Raw genomic sequence first — 21,164 nt, 5'->3', positions numbered from 1 at the left:
CATGAGAATTGTCATCGCAGACCCCAATTTGATGCCCCAAAGGGCGACTTTGGAGGCGGCACTCCCGGCCGGTGCACTCACGTCCTGGCACGACAGCTGGAATGAGCACTCGGTCCTGACAGACCTTAAAGACGCTGACGTCTATGTCGGACCCAAGTTCACCGCGGCCATGGGCGCCCAAGCCCCTAACCTCCGACTGGTCCATGTTGCCGGGGCGGGCTACGACGGTATTGAAGCCGACGCCCTGCCAGCCGGCGCGGTGTGCGCAAACACCTTCCACCACGAAGGCTCCATCGCCGAGTACATCGCCGCCGCATTGGTCGCCCTCCGGCGCAACCTGCTGGGCCAGGACGCTGCCCTCCGCAGCGGCGTCTGGGCCTCCTCCGTATATTCACAGGACATCCCGCAGCCGGAAACACTCCGCGGAGCCGTTGTCACGTTCCTTGGCTTTGGCCATATCGGCAGCGCCGCCTGGAAATTGCTCCAGGCCTTCGGGGCGGAAGGCATCGCGATCACCCGCAGCGGCAGTGTCGACCCGGAGGAAAGCGGCCTGCGCTGGGCCGGGACCACCGGCCGCCTCGCTGAAGCACTCAGCGAGTCCGACATTCTGCTCATCAGCATCCCACTCAGCGCAGAAACAACAGCCCTTGTCGGCGCCGAGGAACTGAACACCCTGGGCCCCAAGGGGCAGGTGGTCAACGTTGCCCGCGGCCCTGTCGTTGACCAAGCCGCGCTCTACGAAGCCCTGATGGACCGCAGAATATCCGGGGCTGCCGTCGACGTCTGGTACCAGTACCCCGGTCCGGACGGCCGCGGCATGCCGTCCGCCCTGCCCTTCGACCGGCTCGACAACATCATCATGACCCCGCACTCATCCGGCGTCACCGCCGAAACCTTCCGCGGCCGCGCCCTCGAGATAGCCGAAAACATCAGCCGCCTGTCCGCGAACCAGCCACTGAAGAATGTCGTGATCACCAAATGACCCGAAAAATCGTCGACGTCGACGTCCTCGTTACCAGCCCCAGCCGCAACTTCGTCACCCTCAAGATCACCACCGACGACGGGCTGATCGGCTGGGGGGACGCCACCCTCAACGGCCGCGAACTGTCCGTCGCCAGCTACCTCCGGGACCACCTCGCCCCCGCACTGCTCGGACGCGACGCCGACCGTATCGAGGACACCTGGCAGTACTTCTATCGTGGCGCGTACTGGCGCCGGGGACCGGTCACCATGGCAGCCATCGGCGCGATCGACCTCGCCCTCTGGGACATCAAAGGCAAAGCCCTCGGCGTCCCCGTCTACCAACTCCTCGGTGGCGCCGCCCGCGAGAAGATCCTCACCTACACCCACGCCACGGGCTGGGACCTCCCGGAGCTCCTCGACTCGATCGACCAGCGCCGCGAACAAGGCTTCCGGGCTGTCCGCGCCCAGTCCGGCGTCCCCGGCCTGGACAAGGTTTACGGCGTCACCAAGGGTGCCGCCGGCTATGAACCGGCCGGGCGCGGCGCCGGACCGGTCGAAGAGGACTGGGACACCTCCGCCTACCTCCGTCACGCCCCGAAAGTGCTGTCGGCCGTCCGGGAGCACGTCGGCCCCGAGCTGAAGCTGCTCCACGACGTCCACCACCGGCTCAACCCTACCGAAGCCGCCCGGCTGGCCCGTTCCCTGGAAGACGTGGACCTGTTCTGGCTCGAAGACGTCACCCCGGCCGAAAACCAGCGCCTCCTGCGCACCCTGCGCCAGCAGACCACCATCCCCTTGGCCATCGGTGAAGTCTTCAACACCATCTGGGACTGTGAGCACCTCATTACGGAGCGGCTCATCGACTTCATCCGCACCGCCGTCGTCCATGCCGGAGGCATCTCCCACGTCCGCAAGATCCTGGCGCTGGCCGAGGTGTACCAGATCAAGGGAGCCCCGCACGGCCCCTCCGACGTCTCGCCCATCAACCTGTCCGCCTCGCTGCACCTGGGCCTTGCCACCAGCAACTTCGCGATCCAGGAATACATGGGCTACGACCCGCTGGTGTCGGAAGTTTTCAAGTCCAGCTTCAGATTCGAGGACGGTTACCTCCATCCCGGAGAAGAACCCGGCCTCGGTGTGCAGGTGGACGAGGCGGCGGCAGCCCGGTTCCCCTACAAACAGGCCTACCTGCCCATCGCCCGGGAACTCGACGGCTCCATGAAGGACTGGTAGCCATGACCTCCGTTCCCCCGCTGTCCGCGGCCACCCCGGGAATCCTGCGACGGCCGGCAGCACCGGCTCCCGGGATTGTCCACCTGGGCCTCGGCAACTTCCATCGCGCACATCAGGCCGTCTACACTGACGCCGCCGTCGCCGCCCACGGCGGTGACTGGGGCATCATCGGGGTTGCCAGCCGTTCCTCCACCATCCCGAATGCCATGCACGCCCAGGACATGCTCTACACCGTGGTGGAAACCTCCCCGGCGGGTGCCACCTATTCGGTGCCCCGGGTGCACACGGATGCCTTCACGGCAGCCGCCAACCCGGACCGGGTAGTAAAGGCGATCGGCGACGCCGGTACCCGGATCGTGTCCCTCACGGTCACGGAGAACGGCTACAACTACACCCCTGCCACCGGCGCCCTCAACCTTCAGGATCCGGCAATCCAGCACGATCTGGCCGTTCCCGGCTCACCCCAGACTCCCGTCGGGCAGATCGTCCGCGGCTTGCAGCACCGATCCAGGACGCATGGCGAGACGGTGGCCATCCTCAGCTGCGACAACCTGGCCGACAACGGCCACCACACCCAGCGGCTGGTCCGCGAATTCGCCGCCCTGCTCCCGCCGGCGGAAGCCTCCGAGGCCCTGGCCTTCATTGACAGCCGCACCAGCTTCCCTTCCTCCATGGTTGACCGCATCGTGCCCGCCACCACGGACCACTACCGGAGGCTGGTCGCATCCCAGCGCGGCTACACCGACAGGATCCCGGTCCCGGCTGAGCCGTTCAGCATGTGGATCGTGGAAGACAACTTCATTGCCGGGCGGCCCACTTGGGAGGCCGGCGGGGCGGTGTTCTCCGACGAGGTAGGCGGCTATGAGCAGCTGAAAGTCCGCCTGCTCAACGGCACGCACTCACTGATCGCCTACCTCGGTGCCCTGACCGGCGCCGTCACCATCCCCGAATCCGTCTCGCACCCGTCCATCGAACAAGCTGCCCGCTCCGTGCTGCGCAACGAGTACCTGCCCACCGTCGCGGTGCCACGCGACGTCGACGTGGACGCCTACGAGGAAGAGCTCTTCACCCGCTGGCGCAACACGGCCCTTGGCCACCGCACCAGCCAGGTGGGATCCGACGGATCCGTCAAACTCCGCCAACGAATCCCGCTGCCGGCGCTGCAGATGCTCGACGACGGCGGGATGCCCCACCTCCTGGCCCTCACCACCGCCGCGTATCTTGCATGCATCGCCCCGTTGCCCGGCTTCGATCCCGGACCACAGGCCCACGCCATGGAGGACCCGGCGCGCGGAATGCTGGCCGGACTCGCAGCAGGGTCCCGCTCGGGCCGCGACCTCGCCCGCAAGGTCATCGGGGACCACCACCTCCTCGGCGAGGAACTGGCCGGACGCGACGGGTTCATCCTGCGCACCGGCGAGTTCATCGACATCATTCGCTCATCGGGACCGCTGGCCGCCATCGCTGAAGCAAGACCACCCGTTTCCCTTACTCCGGCCCCATCCCTCCAAATCATGCGGAGCACGCCATGACCACCCAAGCCATTCCCGAAACGAACACGCCCGCGCTTCCCACCGGCACCCAGGCCGCCGTACTGCACGGCGCCCGGGACCTGCGCGTCGAGCACAAACCACTAACGCCCCTGGGCCCGAATGACCTCCTGGTCGAAATGCGCTCCGGCGGAATCTGCGGATCCGACATGCACTACTTCGCCGAGGGACGCAACGGCACCAACGTACTGCGGCAGCCCACGGTCCTGGGGCATGAAGGCGCCGGCGTAGTCATTGCCGCAGGTCCGCAGGCCGGCATCACCAGCGGCACCCCCGTGGTCATCGAGCCCGCCCTGCCATGCCGTGAATGTCCCACCTGCCTGTCCGGACGCTACAACCTCTGCCCCACCGGTACCTGCTTCGGTTCCCCACCGACCGATGGGCTCTTCGCCCGCCACGTAGTGGTCCCCGAGGCCGCCGTGCACCCCCTGCCGGACACCATCCCGGCGGAAATCGGCGCCGCGATCGAACCACTCGCCGTCGCCGTCTGGGCCGTCGAACGGGCGCAGGTCCACAAAGGCCAGCGCGTCCTGATCACCGGCGCCGGACCCATCGGGCTCCTCGTCGCCCAGGTTGCGGCAGCCCAAGGCGCCGCCGAGATCGTCGTGACGGACGTGAACGACGACCGCCTCGCCGTTGCCACCAAATTCGGCGCCACCCGCACCATCAACACCGCCACCACACCACTTGACCTTGCAGGCATGGACCGGCTGATCGAATGCTCCGGGAGCACCCGCGCCCTCGCTGACGGCATCCAGACCCTGGCACCGGCAACCCGCGCCACCGTCGTCGGCCAGGCCAAACCCACCGTGGACGGAATCCCGCTCGGCTTCCTCCAGCGCTACGAGATCGACCTCGTCACCGCTTTCCGCTACGCCAACGCATTCCCGGCCGCGATCGACCTCGCGGCCTCCGGCGTCGTAGACCTGCAGTCCATCATCACCAGCACCTACCCGCTCGAAAATACCGCGGCGGCCCTTACGGCACCGGTGGTTGACCCGACCAACCTCAAAGTCCTCATCACCTACTGATTCAGCACCACCAGAAGCACAGCAGGACATCCATTCAAAGGAGTATGGAAATGACCACAGCAGCGCACGTTCCCCCGGGGAACGTTGACCAAAGCAAAGTCCGGAAGGCCGCCGTCGCCGGCCTCATCGGTACAACCCTCGAATTGTATGACTTCGTCATCTACGGCACCGCCTCGGCCCTCGTCTTCAGCAAACTGTTCTTCCCCAATGTCTCCCCCGCGGCGGCACTGATCGCCAGTTTCACCACCTTCGCCGTCGGCTTCCTGTTCAGGCCCCTCGGCGGCGTCTTCTTCTCCCACTTCGGCGACCGGCTCGGCCGCAAATGGGTCCTTGTGGTCACCCTGCTCCTGATGGGTGGCGCCACCCTGGCCATCGGCCTGCTGCCCACTTTCGACCAGATCGGCATCTTTGCCCCGGTCCTGCTCTGCGTTTGCCGCGCAGCCCAGGGCTTCGGCGCCGGCGCCGAACAGTCCGGCGGCGCAACCCTGCTCACCGAATCCGCTGCCCCCGGCACCCGCGGCAAGCTCGCCTCACTCATCATGGTCGGCGCAGCCGCCGGCACCGCCCTCGGTGCCCTCGTGTGGATCGCGGCCCAGTCCCTCGCCCCTAACGACATGCTGACCTGGGGCTGGCGGCTTGTCTTCCTATCCAGCATCTTCGTCACCATTGCAGCCTTGGTCATCCGGCGCAAGCTGGATGAGTCCCCCGTCTTCGAAGAAATCAAGCAGGCCCGTACCGTACCGCCGGCCCCGCTGAAGGAAGTCGCCAAAAACGGCAAGGCCAACGTCCTGCGCGTCATCCTCATGAACCTCGGCGTCAGCACACAGTCGTACACCATCCAGGTGTTCATGGCCTCCTACCTGATCACCGTCGTCGGAACCGACCCCAAGTTCATCCCCCCGGTCCTCCTCATCGGCGCACTGTGCGGCGGCGTCGCCGCCGTCTCCTTCGGGATACTGTCCGACAAAATCGGCCGCCGGCGCGTCGTGTCGCTCATCACCGGGGCACTGATCCTCTTCCCGGCACCGGCCTTCATGCTCCTCACCACCGGGTCCCCCGTGGCCATCGTCCTGGTGATCATCGTGGGCTTCATGCTTGCCTGCCAGGGCGTCGTCGGCGTCCACATGAGCTACTTCCCCGAAATCTTCGGCAGCCGCTACCGCTACGCCGGCGTCACCCTGGGACGCGAGTTCTCCTCCATCATCGGCGGTGGCGTGGCACCGATGATCTGCGCAGGGCTGCTGGGGCTCTTCAGCAATTCCTGGATCCCGGTTGCCATCTACATGTCCCTGACCATGGTGGTCAGCTTCATCGCCACCCGGCTCACGCCCGAAACACTCAACCGCGACCTCACCGACCCCGAGGATGCCCGGCACCACAGCGAAATCGTTACGGCCGCAGCCGCTGGGGCTGCCAACGCAACCACCGCCCAGCACGTCAAATAGACCGACTAAACGCCCGACGGCGGCACGCGCCGCCGTCGGGCACGTCACCACCGCACACCAGAGCAGAAGGACCTTCAATGCAGCGCCTCGATGACCAAGGCACGCTTCAGCGCCCGCACCCATCCGCAATCCTCGGCGCAACCCGGGTTGTGGCCGTCCTCCGTGCCTGCCACGCCTCCGATTACGCTCCCGTCATCGAAGCACTTCAGCTCGGCGGAGTGCTGAGCATCGAATTGACCCTGAGCACGCCAGGAGTCTGGGACGAGCTGCCCCGCCTGCAGGAGAGGTTTGGCGACACCCTGGAAATCGGCGTGGGAACCGTCACCGCAGCCGACGAAGCAGAAACGGCCATGGACCTTGGCGCGGCGTACATCGTCACCCCCGTCACCGACCCGGACATCATCACAGCCTGCGTCCGCCGCGGTATCCCCGTCTACCCAGGAGGCCTGACGCCCACCGAACTCCACGCCGGATGGAAGCTGGGCGCGACCGCCGTAAAGGTTTTCCCCGCCTCCACTGTGGGTGCCGGCTACGTCTCCCAGCTGCGCGGCCCGTTCCCTGACATCCAGGTCATACCTTCCGGCGGCGTGGACATCGACGACGTCCCCGTCTGGATCCGGGCAGGAGTACTTGCGGTCAGCCTGGGCGGCCCGTTGCTGGGTGATGCCTTCAAGGGCGGCGACCTCCAGGAACTTACGGCCCGGGCCCGGCGCGTCCGCGCCCTGGTGGACCAGACCGCGGCCCAGCTTGGAGCAACCCAATGAACGGCGCGCCTTACGTGCTCACTTTCGGCGAAACCATGGCGCTGATGCGCACGGAGCAGGTGGGGCCGCTCGCCCACACATCCACACTGAGCCTGGGCATCGGCGGCTCGGAATCCAATGTCGCCATCGGGCTCCAACGACTCGGCGTGCAGACTGTCTGGTGCGGACGCGTGGGCGCTGACTCACTGGGCAGCCTGGTGGCGCGGGAAATCCGCGCCGAAGGCGTTGACGTCAGGGCCGCCGTCGACCGTTCCGCCCCTACCGGGTTGATGATCAAGGAACGCCGGACTCCCGCCACCCAGCGCGTCAGCTACTACCGGTGCGGCAGCGCCGGATCCAGAATCGCGCCGGAGGACATCGACGAACAACTGGTGTCAGGAGCGACCCTGCTGCACGTCACCGGCATCACACCCGCGCTTTCCTCTCGTGCGGAAGCGACCCTGAGATACGCAGTGGACCTGGCGCGTGCCCACCACGTGACGGTCTCCTTTGACCTGAACTATCGCGCAACCCTGTGGTCACCGGAAGCTGCACAACGTGTCTACCAGGACATCATCCCGCTCGCCGACGTCGTGTTCGCGGGCGACGATGAAGCCGCGATCGCCGTCGGAGCCGGCCATCCGGAGGAGGCGGCCCGGCGCATCACCGCACTGGGTCCAAGCCAGGCCGTCGTCAAGCTGGGCGCGGACGGCGCGCTGGCCCTCATCGACGGCACGATATTCCGCCAAGAGGCAGTGCCCGTCGACGCCGTGGACACCGTGGGAGCCGGCGACGCATTCGTCGCCGGCTACCTTGCCGAACTCGTAGCAGGCCGGGAACCGCAGGACAGACTCATCACCGCCACCATTACCGGGGCCTTCGCCTGCCTGGTCCAAGGCGACTGGGAAGGGCTCCCCCGCCGCCACGAATTGGCGATGCTGCAGACACGTGAGCCCGTCAGCCGTTGACGGCCACAAACCAATGGAGACCATGATGCCTTTAACGAGCCCGGACAGGGCCCCCTACTTCATTGGGGCCTATGCGGCCGCGCCCAGCCTCTTGGGATGGGATCCCGTGGCTGAAGGAAAGTTCCTGGCCTCCGTCCTGGCCCTGGATGGCGTGGCCGGACTGGAAATACCCTTCACCGGAAAGCTGCACAAAGAGGACGAAGCATGGTTCCTGCGACAGCTTCCGGAAAATGCACGCTTCGTGGTCACGACGATCCCCGGCACCATGGCCAGGCTGCAGGCTGACCCGGGCTTCGGCCTTGCCTCGACGTCTGCGTCCGGCCGGCGGTCAGCACTGGATTTCGTCCAGGATGCGCTGGAGTCCGTGAAGCGGCTCAACCGGCAGGTGGGGAGGCCCGCCGTCGCCGCCCTGGAGTTGCATGCCGCCCCGATAGCCATTGAGGATGCCGCGTCGGCTGCCGCACTTGAAGCCTCGCTGACCGAGCTGGCCGGCCGGGACACGGGGGGCGCCCGCCTCGTCCTGGAACACTGCGACGCCCGGATGCCAGGCCAAACACCGGCCAAAGGCTTCCTCAGCCTGGAAGCGGAGGCAGAAGCAGTCCAGCGGGCGTGCGACGCCACAGGTTATCCTTTCGGCATGGTCGTCAACTGGGGGCGGTCGGTGATCGAACAGCGACGACCAGAAGCCGGGCGCGAACACATAACCTACCTTCGTGACCGCGGAATTCTGGGCGGGGTTGTGCTTTCCGGATGCTCCAGCATCGACACGACATACGGTCCAGCCTGGGCCGACGTCCACGTACCGGCCGCCCCACCAGAACCAGCCCCGGCCAGGACTTCCGATCTGGGCGTCCCTTCTGATGGGCTCCTCGAACCTGGCTCGCTCCTGACCATTGAGCGGATGGAAGAGTGCCTGCAGGCAGCCGGCCCCCTGCACGAAACAGGCTTCCGGGCAATCAAGGTGGCAGCACCCCCAAAGGCCAGCGTGGAGCAGCGCGTTACCGCCATTGCACAGAGCCTGGCGGTCGCGCAGCAGGTTACTCCGGACCCCACAGACTTGGCCCTATCTGCGGAAAGCGCCTGACCCCGGCTGGACGTGACCTCGGTGAGGTCGCCGCTGTCCTCAGAAGCGGTGGCTTGGGGGCAGCGGGCTGTGTTGTGACTCAGGCCGGATCCTTGAACGAATAAAGTCAGAGGGTGAAGTTCCAGGGATTCAAGCGCTTCCTCGACCTTTCGGATCCTGGTGCCGCCGCACAGGCTGTCACCCAGGTAGAAGAACAGAACGGTGACTACGAATCCGGGGTTGCCCGCATCGGCAAGGAGCAGTGGCGAATCCGCACCGCCCGGATCACACCGGCGAAGCCGGGCGCCTTCGTCGCGGTCTGGAAGCGGGTCGAAGGCGGATCGACCAGGCCCTTCACTGCTGATGAGTCGCTGTCTGGGCTGCTTGTCTTAGTTCAGGAGCAGGAACGGTTCGGGGTTTTCCAGTTCACCAAGGCGCACCTGGTCTTGCTCGGATACGTCAGCTCCGGCCTTCATCCCGGCAAGCGCGGCTTCCGCGTCTACCCCGCATGGTGCACCGATCTGAATTCCCAAGCGTCACGTACCCAGCGCGCACAGGCGGCTGCGTTCTCCGAGCTTCCTCCCGGGTAATGAGTCGCCTATACATTGCCATTCTTACGCCACCGGCCACACCCCTTTACCGCTGCGGGGCACATCGGTTACGGTCCACTGCGCGTCCTGGGGCGGTGTTCTTGAGGAGGCAATGATGCTGGAGTGGCTTACGATCTTGTACGGAGCGGCGCTGTCGGCGCTTGCTGCGCTGGTTCTGGCATTTCTCGTGGCCCGTGAATGGCGGCGGGGAACGTTGACCGCAGTGGCTGGTGGCGCGTTTGCCGGCCCCTGCGCCTGGAATGAAATCTCCGGGCGGTGAACGCTCCGCAGTTCTTCGTCGACGCGCCTGTTCCGGTGTTCACCGGCGGAAGGCCACTCAAGTGGGGCTTGTCCTCACTATCGCATTCCATGTTGCCTTGGGGCTGTTCTTCTCACGGTTCCTGACAGGCTACTTGGCCATCATGCTGATGGCCAAGGTACTGCTGCTGCGGACCGAATGTCACCCGTCGGCACGCGTCGCAGAACCGGTCGCAGATCGTCTGGCACAAGGCCTCCGGCAGAGACACCACCCCAGCCGCGACTAGGGGGAAGGCCCCAGCGGTAACAGCTGACCAGCAGGCAAATACAAAAGTCAATCCGGAACCGAACAGCTGTTGTTTGGATCTTCCCGCGGGAGCTAATCTTGGTTGATCTCCACAGCAAAGGGGTCGGCACGCATCCTTTTGATGCCAGTGCGCGTCACTGCGTACGAGGGCTTCGAACAGCGCCCCGGGCGCTGCGGGGAACGGATTGTTCCGAGAGTCCGGAGGCGCGTGATGGAGCCAGCCACCAAGCTTGCGGCGGAGCTCATCGGACTCCGTGACCCGGAAGAATACCTGCAGGCTGCCGGCGAGCTTCTGCTGAAGCTCTTTCCCTGTGAAAACGTCGTATACAACGTTCTTGACGTGCGAGCGCCCACGGCTGACGTCCACGTCTTTCCTGCCTATCCGTTCCCCACTCACGCCGCCGATATTCTGCCTGAGATCTGGAATGACCACCCGCTGGTCCTCAGCTACCAGCATGACACCGGTGACGGCATCTGGACGCCTCGACGGCTCAGCGACCTTGTGACTGACACGCAGCTGTACCGGAGCCGCGCATACCATGAAACGCTTGCGCCACTGGGTTCCAACAGGGAGCTTGCCTTTCTGGTGACGCAGCCCACTCTTTTTACTCTCACAGGGTGGGCGATAAACCGAGTTCACCAGGACTTCACGGATTTTGAGGTTCACCTTGCGGGCTATATCCAGCCGGTACTCAGGCTCCTCGAGGCATCCCATCACGAAAAACATCCTGACATAAGGTGGGCGACGGCAGCCCACGTGCATGGGCTGTCTGCCCGGGAACAGGAGATCCTCCGGCTGGTCGGTCAGGGCCTCACCGCGACAGCCATCAGCCATCTGCTCGGGATCAGCCCGAGGACAGTTGCCAAGCATCTTGAACACTCCTACACCAAACTCGGATGCACCAACCGACTCGACGCACTTCGACGGCTAAGAGGCGAATGATGCTACCGGTCTCGTCAGCTCAGAGCTTTCGGCACAGGACGTGAGGAGCCTCCCCGGACATACGCACTAACCTCCCCGGACATACGCACTAATACGTATGGCTCATATAAGGCAAAGCGCGGACCATCGAGGGTATGGAAGATCGAACAAGGAGAGCGCCCTTGGGCACCATCGATTTGGTGTTGGCGATAGGTTCGTACCCGTCACTGGCGCATGGGATTCGAGATCCGCACTAGACGGTTTTTAGTTGACCCGACCCCCTGACCGGCCAGCATCTCAGCCAGGCGCACAGGGCGTCAGGGCGTTACAGCACGCAAGTTTTCACGAATAATTTGAGGCTTCCATGCACGCCTACGGCATTTCAAACGGTTTTGTCCGGTTCCGGCCATTATTCACGGCAGTTGTCTTTGGCGCCGTGTTGCTTGGCGGCCCTGATGCCTCAAGCCAGGCCAATCACGCCGTCGACAGCGAAACCACTCCCGCATCCCGTGAGATGGCGAACGCGCACCCGGGTGCTTCCTGGGGCCAGCTGCCAATCGAATCCCGCGAACTCTGGAAGTTTCGACTCACGAGGGGGCGCTGACACCGAGCATCCTAGATGCTTATAGTCGCACCGCCGGCCGCTCCCGAAGTGAAGACTCTGATAGCATCTATCCGGTTACTGCATCCCAGTTTTGCGTAGCTGTGCTCAAGATGCTTTGACACCGTTCTGGGGCTTATTCCCAAAAGATGGCCCATTGCAGTGCTCGTCAAGCCCCGGGACACGAGCCGCATGATTTCATTCTCCCGATCGGTCAGCCCCAAGCCGTCGCCATGAGAAACGTTGCCCGGTAGCAAGTCGAAATTCGCGTATGCCGCATCGAGCAAACGCAATACAGGCTGGACTGCCTGGGCAAGCTCCATTTCCCCGTCACTGAAGTCGTGATTCCAGCGGTTCATCACCCAGCTGTGTACGCTTCCTTGCCCGTGCTGCGCAGTCCGGATCGATAATTGACGGTTAATTCGCAGCTCTCGATAACCCTCACAGTAGAGCCGGGACCCATAGAATTCGCGTTCCGAAAGAATGTCACTAAGACGCCGGGGACGCCAAACGCCCGACACGGAATCGCTCAAGTCGCTTGTGACGAGTGGATGGTAGCTTCGGCTCTCAAGCAATCTCGGGGCAAGGTCACCGAATGGGTGGTCGGCGGGGCGGGCGAACACTTCCGCTTTCGCAGCTTTCGTATCCAGCTCATTCCACGCTAGCCCATCGCAGGGGAAAAGCTTTGAGAGAAGTTCGCTGGCCGCTCTCAAGTACGTCTCCCGGTCCGGCAACCGGATCAACTGGCTGGCGAGATCACCTACGGCATCCATTTTCTGCCCACCCTGATAGCGAAAGCCCGGTCATACAAGGCTAGACGCGTGGATTACCGCGTTTCAAGGCATCAGACGTAGCTCAACCACCCTTCCTGCCGATCCCCTGGCTACGCAAAATTACGTATATAAGGCGGCCCCGAAGAGTCCTATATTCGGTACGTGGCACCTGGCACAGAATCCACCGGCAAGTCTGCGTCAGAGGACTTGCGCTGAACAAGGAGCAGATCATGGCAGTCGCAATCATCATGGAATTCGACGGGTCAACCCTCGAACAATATGACCAGATCAACAAGAAAATGGGGCTGACCCCCGGTGGCCCCGGTCCCGCAGGCTCAATATCCCACTGGGCCGCTGCCACAGACACCGGATTTCAAGTAACAGATGTCTGGGAAAGCCGGGAACAGTTTGACGCCTTCGCCCGGGACAAGATCGGGCCACTGAGCATGGAGCTGGGATTCGCCGGCCCACCGAAGCTAACCTTCCGCGACGTGCACAACTACTTCACTCCTGCCGCGACCTAGAACGGCTCCTGCCCTTGGATACCCTCCATGCCGTTACGGTGGGCAGGCAGGGTCGTTTCGGACGCTCGAAGCAGTGACAAACGCTACGGAAGGGCGCGCTCACTGAACGGAGCGGCCTTACATGGCACGCCTCTTCACCGGCAAAGGGGTTTCCATGGAGTTGCTGCGGGAAATGGAAACCAGCCCGGTTTCGCCCCCCGACGGACTGGGCATGTGGGAAGGCTCTGCAGCCCTGCACAACTGACCAAAGACCTATTCTGACTGTCTTGGCACCGTCGAATCAAGGGCACAACAAAGCCTCGGACCAGCAATGGTCCGAGGCTCCCCAGATGCGCCTAACGATCGATGCGGACGCTGAGATCCAGGTGGATGTTCTCGGCCATGAGGCGGTCCTGAAGGTACTGGGCGAGGCTCGCATCGGTCGCGGTGTGCGGGCCTTTCGGCGCAGCCCCGCGGAACAGGGCCTGGGTGTTCGTTGACTTGATAACGTCCAGCGGCGTCCACCGGAGATGTCCGTCGGTCATCCGCTCGATGTCGGTGCGGAAGGTGCGCCGGTGGTCGTCTCGGACCGAGGCGCGCATAGTGAAGGGAATGAAAGCAGTGGGCAAGAGGGTCCTTTCGAACGAGGCAGCCAACCGTCGGCGCCTCACTGGGAACAAGCCCAAAACCAGCACTGGTATTCCCTCTAAGCCAGAATGAGGTGGGCGTCACTGACGGACGTCAAGGTCCCGCTTGTTGGGGGCAGGACCTTGAATGGGGACAGGGCCGGCGGCCGTGGCAGCTTTGAGACAGGATGCTGCCCTCTAACCGCCGCCGGCCCAGCCTTTCCCGGGCATCTGCGTGGGAGGGCTCCTGCGCCGATGATACCTGCGTGCCAAGAATCATTTGGGGCCCGGGCCTCGGCTGGAGCTGACACCGGAGCTTGAAAGACGACGCCGGCTGGACGCTTAGCTTTTGGCGTCGAGTCCGGCCTGCGAAATGAGCTCGCTCAGCCACGGCCGGTGTTCGCGGTGGAAAGTGATGCCCTCCGGCAGGCCCTGCACCGATGGGCCCGAGGGGGTGATGTCAATGGTGATCCGGCCCCCGGCAAGGGGCGCATTGGTAATGTGCAGATCCCCGTAGGATGCCGGCAGAGCAGGGTCCATCCAGAAGCCGCCCCGCGACACGTGGGCGTCGTACCGCATCAGGCTGGTGATCAGCATGATGGGTGTGGTGGCCGCCCACGCCTGGGGTGAGCAGGCCGTGGGGTACGGCACCGGTTCGGCCACCTGTTCCCGGCTGAATCCGCAGAACAGTTCCGGGAGCCGCCCGTCGGAGTAGTCCGCCGCTTCAAGCAGGGCCGTGGCGATCCGTTGCGCCTCCTCCACGAAGCCGTAGCGCATGAGGCCCGCCGCGATAATGGCATTGTCGTGGGGCCAAACAGACCCGTTGTGGTAGCTTGCCGGATTGTAGGCGCCCATGTTTGTGGCAAGGGTCCGCACGCCCCATCCACTGAACATTTCAGGCGACATCAGCCGCTCGGCCACCATCGGCACCTTGTCATCATCAATGATGCCGTGCCACAGGCACTGGCCCATGTTTGAGGCGCAGGCATCCACCGGGCGTTTCCTGCCGTCCAGCGCTACCGCGAAGTAGCCGCGTTCCGGCAGCCAAAACGCCTCGTTGAACCTCTTCTTCAGCGCCGCCGCCTCATCGGTGAGCTGCGCGGCCAAACCCGCGTCGCCGGCGTCGTACGCCATCCACGCCCGTGCCTGCAGCGCGGAGTACACCAGCGCCTGCACCTCGCAAAGGGCTATCGGCGGCTCGGCAAGGGTGCCGTCAGCGAAGTTGATACCGTCCCACGAGTCCTTCCACCCCTGGTTTAGCAGGCCGTGGTCATTGAGGCGGCAGTACTCGACGAAGCCGTCGCCGTCCTTATCGCCGTAGTTCCGAACCCAGTCCAGAGCGCGGTCCGCGTTGGGCAGCAGTGCCGCAATGGTTTCCTTCGCGAAACCCCACCGGCTGACGGAGGCCAAAGTCATCACGAACTGCGGAGTGGCGTCCACGCTGCCGTAATAGACCGACTTTCCGCCCAGAGCCAGCCCGGAAGATACCCCAAGCCGTACCTCGTGGAGGATCTTCCCGGGTTCCTCCTCACTCACCGGGTCCACCACGTTGCCCTGGCGGTCAGCCAGGGTCTGCAGGGTGCCAAGAGCCAGTGACGGATCCACAGGCAGGGCCATTTCTGAAGCCCACAGCGAGTCACGCCCAAAAAGGGTCATGAACCATGGCGCTCCTGCGGCCACCACAATCCGCTCCGGATACGCAGGGTCCTCGATCCGAAGTGCGCCGAGGTCGTCGTAGCTGCGCCGCAGCGTCCGTTCGATGGACCGGTTGGTCATCTGCAGCCTGGGTATCTTCGCGACCCATTCCTGGTGCCGCCGATCACTCTGTGAGGTGCCGTGCCGGACAGGGCGTGAAACGTCCTTTTGCCCGGCCGGTGCAACGCTTAGCCGCGTTGTCCAGTGGCCGTAAGCGGGCACCACCGCCTGGTACGTTAGTGCGCCGGCGGTGGCCACGGCCCCGCGTCCCCGCACCAGGACAGCCTTCCGCAGGTCCTGCCATGCCGCGCTGATAATCAGGGAATCACCGTCGGCTCCACGGACGACCTCCCAGCGCCGCTGGACCCTCGCCTCCTTCACCTCGAACAGGTCCGCGAAATCCGAATCGACGCCAACGGAGACGCTGCACTCCACAGGGTTTCCGGAGTAGTTGCGAATGGTGATTTCCTCTATCACGCCGTCAGCGACTTCCCGCAGGCGCTCCACGATCAGAGGGCTGTCCGCGTATCCGTCCCCGCGCGGAACGCGGCCGATGAACAGTGCCCGGTAGGGTTCTTTCGTTTCCGCGGCCAGCGGCTCAAGCGACTGGCCGTTCACTGTCATGCTCCACTCGGACAGGATCCGGGTGTCCTCGTGGAATACACCGTGGGGAAGTTCCGAATGGATGTCGCCGTTGGCGGCGGAGATGCAGAAACATGAGCCTTCCACCAGCGTTACGGTTCCCGCCCCCACCGGCCCCGCCGCTGTGTCCGCATTCCATCCAGCCATGTCCGCTCCTCTGACGGCTACGACCGTTCCCGGCGGAATAGACGATACGCCGCCGCCAGGGCTCATGAAAGGGCCGTCAGCAGGAGTGGCAGGGCGTCATCCCGCACATCCTCGACAACGGACTGGAGCGACGTCGACCGCATGAAGACCTGGGTGGAACTCCCCCGGACGGCATCGCCGGCGGGACGCGAGTTCATGGGGACGAGCCCCAGCCGTTTCAGACCGGTCCTGGTGAGGCTGGGGCATGTGGCTGTCCCGTGAGTATTGGAGGACTGCTGACTTCACACCCGTCTGCAGGCCCTTAGGAATTGTCAATAAATGTTGACGCTGGCGATTTCCGTCAACTAATGTTGACGCATGGAGGTGGACCGGATGAAGACATTGGTTGCATCAATGGACGGCAAGGGCCCCGCTGACGCGTTGCGCGCGGTCGCTGAGCTGCAGAAGGAGGTTGGGCGCACCGAAGCGTCCCTGGTCAGGAAGGCCCGGCAGGCCGGCCTTTCTTGGGAAGCCATTGCCCTGTGCCTGGGCGTAAGCAAACAAGCCGTCCACCGCAAGTACGGGAAGCGCTAAGCGCTGCTCCTCAGTCTTTCTACCGGCTCGTCCCCGCCGGATGGGAGCAAACTTTGGCAGGACAGACAGGTGCCCCATCTCCCGCGCCGAAGAAAGTAGCCGTCCGAGGAAGTTTCCCACCACAATCAGCAAAGTCTTGTTGTGCCCGCTCCCCCGGCCCTTGCACCGGTGCTGGCCATCCCGAACCAACCCGACACAGCCGGAAACGAAGCCGGCTGTTCGCTGTTCAGCTTTTTGATTCGGGGTCGACTGCCTGGCTCTTTGCCGCTGCTGGCGACCGGGAGGGGCGGATGCGAGGCGGTGGCGAGGGCCCTTCGACACGGACGTGCAGCTCGTTGTCCCCGCGCAGAATGGCGCGGAGCAGCCGCCGCTCCTCCCATCTGAGCGACCTGAGCGCGTGACCGCGCCGCAGTAGCAGACCCCCGTTCGGGGTGGCGTACCACTTCTGCAGATCTCCCAGCTCCTCGGCTCGCAGCAGCGCGACCGTGCTGCCCGCCGCCGAATCGATCATGCTGACAAGCGACGAAGGTCCCGTCAGATCGGTCGAAACGACTCGCCGCTCGCTCTCGGCGAGGATTGTCTTTTGCGCTGCGCGTGTCACGACGAGGGGACGGGACGGGCCGTCCAACAGCCCGGTCAGCACGTCCGCCGCAGCGTCAGGGCGGCCCGTTCTCCGCGCCGCCGCCTGCATCCGCTGCAGGCGGCCCGGCTCCCGCAGCAGCTCGTCGATCTTCCAACCGATCGTCGCGGGAGTGTTGCAACGGACCGCCGCCCCCTGCTCCATCAGGTAATCCCCGTTGCGAACCTCCTGCCCCGGAATGGGATTCACAAGCACCATGGGCAGCCCTGCAGCCATGCACTCCGCCGCCGCCAGACCGCCCGGCTTGCCCACAAACAGGTCGGCGCGGCGCAGCAACTCGGGCATCTCCGCCGTGAAGCCGAGAACGCGGTAGCGGTCGCCAGCGGGCGCCACTAGCTGTTCGATACGCTGCCGCAGGGCATCGTTGCGTCCGCACAGAACCGTGGCCGTGAAGGATGAGCGCATGTGCAGCGTCTGCCGCACGACCGAGACGGCATAGTCTCCGCCAGTCGCGCCCGCCGAGATCAGCAGCATCGGGGGCTCGTTTACATCGCGCACAGGCGCTACATCCAGCTGGCTGGCGATCGGGATGCCCGTGGCCGCGACGCGGTCGGGGGGCAAACCCAGCGCTATCAGCTCCACCCTGCCCTCTTCCCTGGCCAGGAAGAGCGCATGGAACGCCCCCGTAAGCCATAGGCCCTGGAAGTCGTAGTCGGTCATGACGACGGCGGTCCGCGCGTCAATCACGCCGCGAAGGAGCAGCGACGCCAGCAGTTGGGCTGGCAGGAAGTGCGTGCACAGGATTGCGGTCGGCCGGAATCGCTTGATCGCACCGATCACCGGAAGAGCGTTTACCCGTGTCCAGGGATCAACTGGGACCCGGCGCCGGAACGGACGGTCGTTGATGTCGTAGCCCCACTCGACCAGCCAGGGCAAGTCCTTGACCAGGACGAAGTAACCCTTGCCCAGCAGTGAGCGGTAGAGCACGCTGCTCACCTGCAGCACGTCGAGCACCTGCACCTCAGCAATGTCGGCGCGCGCGGCACACGCCTGCCGCAGCGCCGCCGCGGCGCTGTTGTGCCCCGCTCCTACCCCTGCTGACAGGATAAGTACGCGCTCGCTCCCAGCGGCGTCGGGGCCTCGTGCCGAGGTTGTGCGCATGAAACGAGTCTAACCGGCCCGGCCCTATCACCACCGCCTGACCCAAGTAGTACTCGATCGGCATGGGATTGGTTCTCCTGTTGACGGCTCTGCAATCCTGGGCACCCTCAGGCTTTCCGGCAGGAGTAGTGTTGGAAGCACCGTCCATGACCTAGCCCTCTCACGTCTGCCACAACTTGAGCGATTGCTTTCTGCTTTCTGAACGTGTCTGTGAATCTCAAAAAGTCGTTATTTCTGGTGCTGAACCTATAGGCGAAGTGAGGTGCCCTCCAGTAAGCGAAACAGCTACCTGACCTGTTCAACGCGCGACATATCCGAATATCAGTTAGGCCCTGGACAGAACCGTTGGGGCCTAACTGCTCCAATCAGGATTCACTCGCACCGAACGGCAGGTACGCCCGCAGCAGGCGGAACGATTCGGTCATGAACGGCCAGGGAGAGCCCGTATGAACTTCTGAAAGGTGGCACAAACATTGTTGGTTCGCTTCGACGCCTACTGACTACAGCCTTCAGGCACAATGGCGTCATGTGCGGCAGATACGTGATGTCCAAGGCCACCGGCGACCTTCTGAGCTACTTTGATGCCAAAGAGGTAGAAGGTGACCCGCCTCCTCCGAGCTGGAATGTGGCGCCGACACAGAGCGTGCATATCGTGGCTGAGCGCCTGGACGAGGGTTCCATCGAGCGGCATCTGCTCGTGGCCCACTGGGGTCTGGTCCCCTCTTGGGCGAAAGACATCAAGATCGGCAAAAAGCTGATCAATGCCCGCAGTGAACTGGAGAAGCCGTCTTTCCGCAAAGCGGCGGTCAAACGAAGGGCAATCCTCCCGGCTGACGGATACTTTGAGTGGCAGAGCACCTGCTGGGCTCTCTGCCGGAGCCAACCCTGACACCCCGGGTTGTCAGCACGAGGGTAAACAGCGTCCGTAACAACGGACCTGAGCATGTCGAGCGGGCCGGGTGATCGAGGCGTAGAGCACCACGATGCCGTTCCCGCATGCCCCGATGTGGCTTATGGCTGGCAGGCTTCGCGTCCCATGTAATTGTTTTTGCATGGCGAAATTGGCCGGCATTGAAAGGTCAAGGATGCCTTCAAGGAGTAACAGTTCTATACGGGAAGGGCGCGCGCTCAGCGAACGGGGCGCGCCTTCTTCGTGCCCTCTGACCTTCCTGCGTTTGAACTTGAAATAGCGTGGCACCAGGCCACTGGCTGCCTCCGCTCTCCGGCCGTCTCTGCGGCGGGAGGAGGATGGAGTTAAGAGGTGCCCGGAGGGCCGTCCGCCATGTCGAAGAGGTCAAGGACCGCTGCGCCCTCCTCCAGCAGGGGGTCGCGATCGGCTGTCTGCGCCACGAGCCGGGTTACGTCGCTCATAAGGGTCTGCACATACTGCCGAACGACGGCGCGGTGCGCGGCGTCTCCGAACCAGGCGAGATCACGGCACACCCGCAGCAACGCCCTGACGACGCGGGGTTCGTTCGATCCGTAACGCCGAACCTGTCCGAGGGCCAGATCGACGAGATAGGCGAAGTCGCGGGCCGGGATGTGGAGCCTGACCGTACCTTGGGCGTCTGTCACTGCTCGCGGGCCGTGCTGCCTGAGTGTAAGCGCGGCGAGGATCGTGCCCAGATGGTCGACCGCCTGGTTCGCCGTGTATGGGTCATTAATAGCTGGCGAGAGCGCCTTGGACGCGACGTCCGCGAGCTGTCGGATCCCGAACGCGACGTCCTGCTCCAGGGTCCGTTCGTAGCCGATGCGTACACTCTGCGCTAGTGCACGCCGAAGCGGGGCGGAAGCCTCGGGCACATACGGTCTCCCGCTGCCGTCAGCTACGTCCCATACCCAGGCGATGGGTGCTCCGGCAACCACGTGCCGGCCCACCATGGGCACCATCAGTGCCTTCAGGCCCCGCTCCGCGAGTGCACCGACGAATGGCCCGACATGGAAGGCCTGGACGTATCCCGATGCCGGTGCCGGCAGGGCGGTGGCACCCTGCGGCACGTCCGGCATGGGGATCCCAGGGTCGCCGGGGACGTATGACTGCTCGATCACCTTCAGCGTCGCCGTCTCGACGCCCTTCATGACTTGGTCCACCTGGATCGAATGCGATAGATGGTGGACGAAGAACACGAGCATCACCATGCTCACGAACAGCAGCATCAGCGCGCCGCTAACGGCGAGTCGGGGGTACTCCTCGATGCGTTGGCCGCCTGCGATGCCCACCGTGTAGAGCCCCGCCGTGCTGTACGCGAAGGTCGCGACGAAGGCGCTCAGGGTCAGCTGGTTGGGGATGTCGCGGAGGAAATTCCGCAGGAGCCGAGGGCTGAACTGCGTCGACGCGAGCTGCAGGGCCACCACGGTAAGTCCCAGGACGAGGGCGATGACCGTGACCATCGTGCTGGCGATGCTCACGAGCAGGTTCCGGGCGTCATCGGATGTCCCCTGGAAGAGGAGGACAGCAAGAGGCGACCTCTTGTCGATCTGCACAGCGGAAAGGCTCGCCCCCGCGATGAGCGCGAGCACGACGGCGCATGTCGGCATCGCCCACAGTGCGCTCGCCAGATACTCCCGAAGAGCCACACGCTTCACATGTGCCACTCTCTGCCGACGGTCCTCGGTCGTCAAGGGGCGCTGTGCTGAGTGCTGAGTCCGGTCCACCGGAGGTCACTGGTCTTCGCAGGACGGAAGCCCTGGCATCCATGCCCTTGCTGGTCTCCTCAATACCGCCGCCGCCGAACCACCCGAGGTGTTTCTGCCACCAGTGTGCGACCAGCACACCGCCAAGTCCGGCAC

General features: G+C 64.3%; 19 protein-coding genes and 1 pseudogene. 14 read left to right on the top strand and 6 right to left on the bottom strand.

All coding sequences use genetic code 11. The features are described 5' to 3' along the window. The first annotated feature begins 1 nt into the window (after position 1). The 10 genes from LDO86_RS09195 (at position 2) to LDO86_RS09150 (ending at position 11,094) form a co-directional block, all read left to right on the top strand. The gene (locus LDO86_RS09195) at positions 2-982 is read left to right on the top strand and encodes a 2-hydroxyacid dehydrogenase (protein ID WP_026266034.1); all 981 of its coding nucleotides are present in this window, start codon (positions 2-4) and stop codon (positions 980-982) included. Continuing rightward, entirely contained in the window at positions 979-2,196 is a 1,218-nt protein-coding gene (manD, locus tag LDO86_RS09190) for a D-mannonate dehydratase ManD (RefSeq protein WP_018771036.1), read from the top strand. Before LDO86_RS09195 ends, manD begins: the two co-directional genes overlap by 4 nt. 2 nt (positions 2,197-2,198) lie before the next feature. Next, a complete protein-coding gene (locus tag LDO86_RS09185) occupies positions 2,199-3,728 on the top strand; it encodes a mannitol dehydrogenase family protein (protein WP_018771037.1) in 1,530 nt (509 codons plus the stop codon). Next, positions 3,725-4,777, top strand: coding sequence for an NAD(P)-dependent alcohol dehydrogenase (locus LDO86_RS09180; protein WP_224084440.1), 1,053 nt, complete (start codon positions 3,725-3,727; stop codon positions 4,775-4,777). Before LDO86_RS09185 ends, LDO86_RS09180 begins: the two co-directional genes overlap by 4 nt. A 50-nt stretch (positions 4,778-4,827) precedes the next feature. Next, a complete protein-coding gene (locus LDO86_RS09175) occupies positions 4,828-6,222 on the top strand; it encodes an MFS transporter (protein ID WP_018771039.1) in 1,395 nt (464 codons plus the stop codon). Between the two features lie 77 nt (positions 6,223-6,299). Next, positions 6,300-6,986, top strand: a complete 687-nt coding sequence (locus tag LDO86_RS09170) for a bifunctional 4-hydroxy-2-oxoglutarate aldolase/2-dehydro-3-deoxy-phosphogluconate aldolase (protein ID WP_018771040.1) — start codon at positions 6,300-6,302, stop codon at positions 6,984-6,986. Beyond that, on the top strand, positions 6,983-7,933 hold the full coding sequence (locus LDO86_RS09165) for a sugar kinase (protein WP_018771041.1): 951 nt from the start codon (positions 6,983-6,985) through the stop codon (positions 7,931-7,933). Before LDO86_RS09170 ends, LDO86_RS09165 begins: the two co-directional genes overlap by 4 nt. 22 nt (positions 7,934-7,955) lie before the next feature. Further along, entirely contained in the window at positions 7,956-9,017 is a 1,062-nt protein-coding gene (locus LDO86_RS09160; protein ID WP_224084439.1) for a DUF4862 family protein, read from the top strand. A 113-nt stretch (positions 9,018-9,130) separates the two neighbouring features. Then, a complete protein-coding gene (locus LDO86_RS09155; protein ID WP_018771043.1) occupies positions 9,131-9,586 on the top strand; it encodes a MepB family protein in 456 nt (151 codons plus the stop codon). A 776-nt stretch (positions 9,587-10,362) separates the two neighbouring features. Then, positions 10,363-11,094 carry a helix-turn-helix transcriptional regulator gene (locus LDO86_RS09150; RefSeq protein ID WP_018771046.1) on the top strand — a complete coding sequence of 244 codons (732 nt, stop codon included), beginning with the start codon at positions 10,363-10,365 and terminating at the stop codon, positions 11,092-11,094. A 594-nt stretch (positions 11,095-11,688) separates the two neighbouring features. Here the strand turns inward: LDO86_RS09150 and LDO86_RS09145 are convergent. After that, complete coding sequence (locus LDO86_RS09145; RefSeq protein ID WP_018771047.1) at positions 11,689-12,447, bottom strand: helix-turn-helix transcriptional regulator; 759 nt, start codon at positions 12,445-12,447, stop codon at positions 11,689-11,691. A gap of 230 nt (positions 12,448-12,677) precedes the next feature. Here LDO86_RS09145 and LDO86_RS09140 point away from each other — a divergent pair, with 230 nt between their 5' ends. Next, on the top strand, positions 12,678-12,971 hold the full coding sequence (locus LDO86_RS09140) for a hypothetical protein (protein WP_018771048.1): 294 nt from the start codon (positions 12,678-12,680) through the stop codon (positions 12,969-12,971). A gap of 121 nt (positions 12,972-13,092) precedes the next feature. After that, positions 13,093-13,215, top strand: coding sequence for a hypothetical protein (locus tag LDO86_RS20215; RefSeq protein ID WP_018771049.1), 123 nt, complete (start codon positions 13,093-13,095; stop codon positions 13,213-13,215). A 91-nt stretch (positions 13,216-13,306) separates the two neighbouring features. Here LDO86_RS20215 and LDO86_RS09135 read toward each other — a convergent pair whose 3' ends face one another. The 3 genes from LDO86_RS09135 to LDO86_RS20210 all read right to left on the bottom strand — a co-directional run bounded on the left by LDO86_RS09135 (position 13,307) and on the right by LDO86_RS20210 (position 16,257). After that, a complete protein-coding gene (locus LDO86_RS09135; RefSeq protein ID WP_026266036.1) occupies positions 13,307-13,579 on the bottom strand; it encodes a hypothetical protein in 273 nt (90 codons plus the stop codon). Positions 13,580-13,918: 339 nt separating this feature from the next. Next, positions 13,919-16,060: a glycogen debranching N-terminal domain-containing protein gene (locus tag LDO86_RS09130; RefSeq protein WP_018771051.1), complete on the bottom strand. Its 2,142-nt coding sequence runs from the start codon at positions 16,058-16,060 to the stop codon at positions 13,919-13,921. A gap of 62 nt (positions 16,061-16,122) precedes the next feature. After that, positions 16,123-16,257, bottom strand: coding sequence for a hypothetical protein (locus LDO86_RS20210; RefSeq protein WP_018771052.1), 135 nt, complete (start codon positions 16,255-16,257; stop codon positions 16,123-16,125). Positions 16,258-16,417: 160 nt separating this feature from the next. Between LDO86_RS20210 and LDO86_RS09125 the strand changes: the two genes are divergently transcribed. Beyond that, positions 16,418-16,633 carry a hypothetical protein gene (locus LDO86_RS09125; protein WP_018771053.1) on the top strand — a complete coding sequence of 72 codons (216 nt, stop codon included), beginning with the start codon at positions 16,418-16,420 and terminating at the stop codon, positions 16,631-16,633. Between the two features lie 226 nt (positions 16,634-16,859). Here LDO86_RS09125 and LDO86_RS09120 read toward each other — a convergent pair whose 3' ends face one another. Next, positions 16,860-18,374, bottom strand: a complete 1,515-nt coding sequence (locus LDO86_RS09120) for a glycosyltransferase (RefSeq protein ID WP_018771054.1) — start codon at positions 18,372-18,374, stop codon at positions 16,860-16,862. Between the two features lie 544 nt (positions 18,375-18,918). Between LDO86_RS09120 and LDO86_RS09115 the strand changes: the two are divergent. After that, positions 18,919-19,337 (top strand): annotated as a pseudogene (locus LDO86_RS09115) (SOS response-associated peptidase family protein). Positions 19,338-19,628: 291 nt separating this feature from the next. Here LDO86_RS09115 and LDO86_RS09110 read toward each other — a convergent pair. Further along, positions 19,629-20,951, bottom strand: a complete 1,323-nt coding sequence (locus LDO86_RS09110; RefSeq protein WP_018771056.1) for a DUF2254 domain-containing protein — start codon at positions 20,949-20,951, stop codon at positions 19,629-19,631. Positions 20,952-21,164: the final 213 nt, after the last annotated feature.

Origin of the sequence: Arthrobacter sp. StoSoilB19 (assembly GCF_019977275.1) — a bacterium.
Classification (GTDB): domain Bacteria; phylum Actinomycetota; class Actinomycetes; order Actinomycetales; family Micrococcaceae; genus Arthrobacter.
Note: the sequence above shows the minus strand (reverse complement) of the source record. Positions and strands in the feature narration are given on the sequence as shown.